The 6,505-nt window shown below is 73.0% G+C and carries 11 protein-coding genes; 7 read left to right on the top strand and 4 right to left on the bottom strand.

Annotated features, from left to right (window positions below):
- Positions 1-36: 36 nt before the first annotated feature.
- The 3 genes from AB0I76_RS19675 to AB0I76_RS19665 form a co-directional block, all read right to left on the bottom strand.
- Complete coding sequence (locus AB0I76_RS19675; RefSeq protein WP_357037241.1) at positions 37-1,320, bottom strand: FAD-dependent oxidoreductase; 1,284 nt, start codon at positions 1,318-1,320, stop codon at positions 37-39.
- Positions 1,321-1,396: 76 nt separating this feature from the next.
- On the bottom strand, positions 1,397-1,894 hold the full coding sequence (locus tag AB0I76_RS19670) for an N-acetyltransferase family protein (protein WP_357037238.1): 498 nt from the start codon (positions 1,892-1,894) through the stop codon (positions 1,397-1,399).
- On the bottom strand, positions 1,894-2,220 hold the full coding sequence (locus AB0I76_RS19665; RefSeq protein ID WP_357037235.1) for a metalloregulator ArsR/SmtB family transcription factor: 327 nt from the start codon (positions 2,218-2,220) through the stop codon (positions 1,894-1,896). The genes AB0I76_RS19670 and AB0I76_RS19665 overlap by 1 nt, the downstream gene beginning before the upstream one ends.
- A 149-nt stretch (positions 2,221-2,369) precedes the next feature.
- Between AB0I76_RS19665 and AB0I76_RS19660 the strand changes: the two genes are divergently transcribed.
- The 6 genes from AB0I76_RS19660 to AB0I76_RS19635 all read left to right on the top strand — a co-directional run bounded on the left by AB0I76_RS19660 (position 2,370) and on the right by AB0I76_RS19635 (position 6,012).
- Positions 2,370-2,747 carry a metalloregulator ArsR/SmtB family transcription factor gene (locus AB0I76_RS19660; protein WP_357037232.1) on the top strand — a complete coding sequence of 126 codons (378 nt, stop codon included), beginning with the start codon at positions 2,370-2,372 and terminating at the stop codon, positions 2,745-2,747.
- Positions 2,748-2,802: 55 nt separating this feature from the next.
- A complete protein-coding gene (locus tag AB0I76_RS19655) occupies positions 2,803-3,504 on the top strand; it encodes a helix-turn-helix domain-containing protein (RefSeq protein WP_357037229.1) in 702 nt (233 codons plus the stop codon).
- On the top strand, positions 3,497-4,159 hold the full coding sequence (locus AB0I76_RS19650; RefSeq protein WP_357037226.1) for an arsenate reductase ArsC: 663 nt from the start codon (positions 3,497-3,499) through the stop codon (positions 4,157-4,159). The genes AB0I76_RS19655 and AB0I76_RS19650 overlap by 8 nt, the downstream gene beginning before the upstream one ends.
- Before the next feature lie 60 nt (positions 4,160-4,219).
- Complete coding sequence (locus AB0I76_RS19645; RefSeq protein ID WP_357037223.1) at positions 4,220-4,993, top strand: aquaporin; 774 nt, start codon at positions 4,220-4,222, stop codon at positions 4,991-4,993.
- Complete coding sequence (locus AB0I76_RS19640; protein ID WP_357037220.1) at positions 4,993-5,400, top strand: arsenate reductase ArsC; 408 nt, start codon at positions 4,993-4,995, stop codon at positions 5,398-5,400. The genes AB0I76_RS19645 and AB0I76_RS19640 overlap by 1 nt, the downstream gene beginning before the upstream one ends.
- 150 nt (positions 5,401-5,550) lie before the next feature.
- Positions 5,551-6,012, top strand: a complete 462-nt coding sequence (locus AB0I76_RS19635; RefSeq protein ID WP_357037217.1) for a DUF1203 domain-containing protein — start codon at positions 5,551-5,553, stop codon at positions 6,010-6,012.
- Here AB0I76_RS19635 and AB0I76_RS19630 read toward each other — a convergent pair.
- On the bottom strand, positions 5,976-6,365 hold the full coding sequence (locus AB0I76_RS19630; RefSeq protein ID WP_357037244.1) for a zinc-binding dehydrogenase: 390 nt from the start codon (positions 6,363-6,365) through the stop codon (positions 5,976-5,978). The two genes, AB0I76_RS19635 and AB0I76_RS19630, sit on opposite strands and share 37 nt — an antisense overlap.
- Between AB0I76_RS19630 and AB0I76_RS19625 the strand changes: the two genes are divergently transcribed.
- A partial coding sequence (locus AB0I76_RS19625; RefSeq protein ID WP_357037247.1) for a hypothetical protein occupies positions 6,318-6,505 on the top strand: 188 nt, incomplete at its 3' end. The genes AB0I76_RS19630 and AB0I76_RS19625 overlap by 48 nt on opposite strands.

Genomic DNA, 6,505 nt, shown 5'->3' with positions numbered 1-6,505 from the left:
CTGCACGCGGCGCTGCCGCCGGGCGGGGAGCTGCTGCTACCGGTTCTCCGGGACGACCTGGACCGAGTCGTCGGGGTTGCTGGTGCAGACCCCGGTCTCGGGCAGGTCGAGCTGGACCTCGCGCGCCGCCTGCCAGTCGCCGGCGAGAGCGGCGACGACGGAACGGACCTGCTCGTAGCCGGTGGCCATGAGGAACGTCGGCGCCCGGCCGTAGCTCTTCATGCCGACGGCGTAGTAGCCGGTCTCCGGATGGGCGAGCTCGTCCACGCCGTGTGGGGGCACGGTGCCGCAGGAGTGCTCGTTCGGGTCGATCAGCGGCGCCAGGGCGCGGGTGGCTCCCATGACGGGGTCCAGGTCCAGGCGCAGCTCGGCGGCGATGGAGTGGTCCGGACGGAAGCCGGTGGCCGCGACGACGCGGTCCACGGTGATCGACTCCTCGCCACCGTCGGCATGCCGGACGACCACGCTCACGCGGTCACCGACCGGCGCGAGGGCCTGCACCGCGAAGCCCGTGAGCAGCCGGATCCGTCCAGCGTCGACGTGGGCGCGCAGCCGCGAGCCGAGGGCGCCACGCGCCGGAAGGGCGTCGGCGTCGCCGCCGCCGTAGGTGCGCGACGGCGAAGTGGAGCGGATCGCCCAGGTCACCTCGGTGCCCGGCGTGGACTCGGCCAGCTCTGCCAGGGAGAGCAGGGTGTTGGCGGCGGAGTGTCCGGCGCCGACGACCAGGGTGTGCCGGCCGGCGAACCGGTGCCGGGCCGGGCCGAGCACGTCGGGCAGCGCGTGCTCCAGGTACGCCGTCACGTCGGCCTCGCCCCGGGCGGGCAGGCCGGACGCGCCGAGGACGTTCGGGAGGCCCCAGGTGCCGGAGGCGTCGATCACCGCGCGGGCGAGCAGTTCCTCGCCGTCGGTGAGACGGATCAGGAACGGGGTCGTCTCGCGTCCCGCGGTGCGCAGCCGGTCCAGGCCGAGCCGGCTGATCGCCTCGACCCGGGCGCCGTAGCGCAGGTGTGGCTTGATCGCCGGCAGCTCGGCCAGGGGCTGGAGGTAGTCGCCGGCCAACTCGGCGCCGGTGGGCAGGGCCTCCAGGTCGGGGGCGACCCAGCCGGAGTCGTCCAGGAGGCGGCGGGCGGCCGGGTCGATGTCGTACCGCCACGGCGAGAACACCCGCACGTGGCCCCACTGCCGCACCGCGGCGCCGGCGGTGTCACCGGCCTCCAGGACCAGAAATGCCAGGCCACGCTCGTGCAGGTGCGCGGCGGCGGCCAGGCCGACCGGGCCGGCACCGATCACCACGACGGGCAGCTCGTTCAGGGTGCTCATCGGACAACTCCTCTGGGTAGACAAATATCGAATCAAGCGGGTGGAAGCTGGCCCCACCCTCGGGGCCAGGCAGGGGTCAGACGATGACGGGACTGCGCCGCTCGAGCAGGACCACGTCGCGCCACCGGCCGTGGTGGCGCGCGACCCGCTCCCGGACACCGATGGCCCGGAAGCCGGCCCGTTCGTGCAGGGCGAGGCTGGCGGCGTTCTCGGGGAAGACACCGGACTGGATCGTCCAGATGCCGGCCGCCTCGGTGGAGGCGACGAGCGCGTCCAGCAGCAACCGGGCCGCGCCGCGGCCCTGGGCGGCAGGGTCTACGTAGACGGAGTGTTCCACCACGCCCGCGTACACGGCGCGGGTCGAGGTCGGCGAGACGGCGACCCAGCCGACCACCCGGCCGCCCGCGTCGACCGCCACGAAGCGGTGGTCGGGCAGCCTGCCGGCGTCGAACGCGGCCCAGGTGGGTGCGGTGGTCTCGAAGCTGGCGTGGCCGCCGTCGAGGCCGGCTTGGTAGATCGACAGGACCCGCCGGGCGTCGGCGGCCGTCATGGGGCGGACGGTGACGTCGGGCATCAGCAGGCTCCGTTCGGGCTCGGGGCGGGTCGGCCCATGACGACGTCGGCGGCGGAGGGGAAGCAACCGACGCAGGCGTCGTTGATGCGGTAGTGCCGGGCGGTACCGACCGGCTCGAAGAGGACGAACCGCACCTCGGTCAGGATCTTCAGGTGCTGGGAGACGGTGGACTGCGCCAGGCCGACGGCGGCGACGATCTCGCCCACGCTCATGGGCCGGGCATGGCGAGCCAGGTACTCGACGATCTGCACCCGCGTCGGGTCCGCGAGGGCCCGGAACCACGACGCGTACGTCTGCGCCGTCGCCCGGTCGAGCAGTTCCTCCATACCCGTCCCCCTCTATCGTCCATCGCCGATTGGCGATCAAAGTCTAGCGCTGTGACCGGTCATGACGATCCCCCTCCCGCCGACGCTTGTCTTGACGTTCGTCGAATCAGACGGTTGCACGCTGCTTAGGCTTCTGTCAACCTAGACGTATGTCAAAGCAAGGTGCGTCGCTTCCGGTCGTCGACCTCACCGCCGACACGCCGTGCTGCCCGCCGCTGGCCCAGCGCCGGGTGCCGGCCGAAACCGCCGCCGTCCTCGCGCCCGCGTTCAAGGCGCTCGGGGACCCCGTGCGGCTGCAGTTGATGTCGATGATCGCCTCGGCGGACGGCGGGGAGGCATGCGTGTGCGACCTGACCCCGGCGTTCGACCTGACCGGGCCGACCATCTCGCATCACCTGAAGACGTTGCGCGAGGCCGGCCTCGTCGACGCCGAGCGGCGGGGCACCTGGGTGTACTACCGGGCTCGGCCGGCCATCCTGCGCCAGCTCGCCGGCCTGCTCGCCGTCGAACCGCCCGCCACCGCGTAGGCCGCGCCCGGCGTCAGCTTGACAGTGTCGAATTAACTCAGCGATAGTTGAGTCAATGAACGCTGAGCTTGACTCGCTGCAGGGGCGTGCACGGATCCACGCCGCGCTCGGCGACCCGGCGCGCCTGGAGATCGTGGACGCGCTGGCGCTGGGCGACGCCTCTCCCGGCGAGATCGCCCACGACCTGGGCATGCCGACGAACCTGGTCGCCCACCACGTCAAGGTCCTCACCCGGGCGGGCCTGGTCGTTCGTGGCCGCTCCGAGGGCGACCGGCGCCGCACCTACCTGCGACTGCGGCCCGAGGCCCTGGCCGTGCTGACCCCGGCGCCGCTGGCCGGGGTGGGGCGGGTGGTGTTCGTCTGCACCCGAAACTCCGCCCGCTCCCAGCTCGCCGCCGCACTGTGGTCCGACCGGACCCACACCGCAGCGGCGTCCGCGGGGACGAAGCCTGCCGGCCGCGTGCATCCGCGCGCCGTCGCCGTGGCACACCGGCACGGGCTGACGATCGACCCGACCGGCACCGCCCACGTCTCCGACGTGGTGCGGGACGAAGACCTGGTCATCGCCGTCTGCGACAGCGCCCACGAGGAACTCACGGGGTCGAGCCGGCCCCGGCTGCACTGGTCGGTGCCCGATCCGGTCCGGGTCGACACCGACGACGCGTTCGAGGCCGCCTTCGCCGATCTCGCCGCCCGCGTCGACCGCGTCGCCCCCGTCATCACCCCGGCACTGAACTCGGGAGACCGCCATGACTGACACGAGGCCCCACCCGCACCAGGACATCTCCGTCGACCAGGAGGTCGCCCTGCGCACCGCCGCCGCTCGCCTCGTCAGGGAGTTCGCCGGCATCTACGGCGCCGAGACCATCGAGCGGTTCCTGCACTCCAGCTACGACCAGTTCGCCACCGTCGGCAGCATCCCGAACTACCTGCCCCTGCTCGCCGAGCGCTTCGCCCGGCAGCGCCTGCAGGCCCTCGCGCGGGTGGAGGGTCACCACCGCGACGGACGGCCCGTGGTGCTGTTCCTCTGCACCCACAACGCCGGCCGCTCGCAGATGGCGCTGGGGTTCCTCACGCATCTCGCCGGCGGGAACGCCGTCGCCTGGTCGGGTGGGAGCGAGCCGGGCGTCGAGGTGAACCCCGCCGCGATCGTGGCGATGGCCGAACGCGGCATCGACATCGCCGAGGAGTTCCCCAAGCCCTGGACCGACGAGGTGGTCCGCGCCGCCGACGTCGTGGTCACCATGGGCTGCGGGGACGCCTGCCCCGTCTTCCCGGGTACCCGTTACGAGAACTGGGACCTCGACGACCCCGCCGGCCTGGACGTCACCGGGGTGCGGCCGATCCGCGACGAGATCGAACGCCGCGTCCGTCGACTCCTCGACGAGCTGCAGGTCCCCGCCACCCGCTAGACCACCCGCCGGGCCGACACACGGCTCGCGCACCTCACCGCACCGGGAGAGAACAGACTGATGACCATCGCACTCCGGCGGCGCCTGCTGGCCGAGTTCACCGGTACCGCTCTGCTGGTTACCGCCGTGGTGGGCTCCGGCATCATGGCCGCCACCCTCTCCCCCGCCGACGTCGGGCTCCAACTGCTGGAGAACTCGATCGCCACCGCCTTCGCCCTGGGCACGCTGATCCTGATCTTCGGCCCGGTCTCCGGCGCGCACTTCAATCCGGTCGTCTCCGCCGCCGACTGGTTCCTCGGCCGCCGCGCCGGCACCGGCCTCACCGGCCGGGACCTCGGCGGCTACGTGGCCGCACAGGTCGCGGGCGCCGTCGCCGGCTCGGTGCTGGCGAACCTGATGTTCGACCTGGCGGCCGTGACCTGGTCGGGCAAGGAGCGCGCGGCGGGCAACCTGTGGCTCGGCGAGGTCGTCGCCACCACCGGCCTGATCCTGCTCGTCTTCGCGCTGGCACGTTCCGGCCGCGCTCCGGTCGCCCCGGCGGCGGTCGGCGCGTACATCGGGGCCGCGTACTGGTTCACCTCGTCCACGTCGTTCGCCAACCCCGCGGTGACCGTCGGCCGGGCCTTCACCGATACCTTCGCCGGCATCGCCCCCGCCTCGGTGCCCGGCTTCGTCGTCGCCCAGATCGTCGGCCTCGCCGTCGGCATCGGGCTCCTGACCGCCCTCTACCCCGACGCCGGGCAGGCCGCCGACCAGGTGGTCGTGCCCACCGACGACCGCGACCCGGCCCTCGACCAGCGCCTCTCCACCCGTACTGCCAGAAAGGCTCCCTGATGTCCGACAAGCCCAGCGTCCTCTTCGTCTGCGTGCACAACGCCGGCCGCTCCCAGATGGCCGCCGGATGGCTGCGCCACCTCGCCGGTGACACCGTCGAGGTCCGCTCCGCCGGCTCCGCGCCCGCCGAGACGGTCAACCCCGCCGCGGTCGAGGCCATGCGAGAGGTCGGCATCGACATCACCGACCAGACCCCCAAGCTCCTCGAGTACGCCACCGCCGAGTCCTCCGACGTCATCGTCACCATGGGCTGCGGCGACGCCTGCCCGGTCTTCCCCGGCAAGCGCTATGAGGACTGGAAGCTCGAAGACCCCGCCGGCAAGGGCGTCGAGTCCGTACGCCCGATCCGCGACGACATCCGCACCCGGGTGGAGAAGCTCCTCGCCGAGTTGCGCCCCACCGCCTGACCCGGTCCGCCGGTCCGACGGCGCCGGTGTCGCCCGCTCCCGGGCGGACCCGGCGTCGTTCGCCGCCTCGGACGGTCCGGCCGCACGTCGTGAAGTGCCACGACCGATTTCCGCGAGACGTCGACGTCCTACGGCGGCATCGTCGGAGGCATGAGCTTCCTCATCACCCCGATCTCCGCGACGCGTCTGGACGCCCTGCGTCACGACGGTACCGACGACGCCGGTGAGCGCTTCGCACCGTTCGTCGCCGAGCAGGACGGCGCCCCGCTGCGGTGCTGCCTACGCGACGCCCGCGCTGGTGAACGCCTGGCGCTCGTCGCGTACCGCCCCGACGGCACCGCGGGCGCCTACCGCGAGATCGGCCCGGTCTTCATGCACGCCGATCCGTGCGAGGGTTACGCCGAGCGGACCACGTACCCGCCCGGGTTCCGCCACCGCCGCCAGGTCTTCCGCGCGTACGACCGGACCGGCCGCATCGCCGACGCACTCGCCGTCGAGGGCACCCGGGCGGAGACGGCCATCGCGAAGTTGTTCGCCCGCCCGGACGTGGCCACCCTGCACAGCCGCAACGTGCTCTACGGCTGCTTCATGTTCGCGATCGACCCCGCCTGACGGGGGCGGACGAGGCACATTCCGCCGGCGGCGGGCCGGTCCATCGTGGCCAGCGCGTCGGGCGCCTCGGTGAGGCCGATGGTCCGGGTGACGAGCTCGGCGGGACGCAGTACGCCGGCGGTGACCAGCCGGAGCAGCTCCGGATAGGCGTGTGCGGGCATGCCGTGGCTGCCCCGCAGCTCCAGCTCGAACGCGATCACGAGTTCCATCGGCAGGGCCGGGCGGCCCTGGGCGGCGGGAAGGAGTCCGACCTGCACGTGGCGGCCACGCCGCCGGAGGCTCTCGATCGAGGCGGTACAGGTGGCGTGACTGCCCAACGCGTCGAGCGACAGGTGGGCGCCGCCGCCGGTCACCTCCCGCACGGCCGCGGCCACCTCTCCCGGTCCGGCGAGGGCGCGACCGTCCAGACCGACCGCGGCCCCATGGACGAGTTCCGCAGCGAGTACTACGAGCAACTGGCCTCGCACGGGCCCAGCCCCGCGTGGCGAGCGTT

Source organism: Micromonospora sp. NPDC049799 (genome assembly GCF_040656655.1).
Classification (GTDB): Bacteria; Actinomycetota; Actinomycetes; order Mycobacteriales; family Micromonosporaceae; genus Micromonospora.
This window is presented reverse-complemented; position numbering and strand designations above follow the sequence as displayed.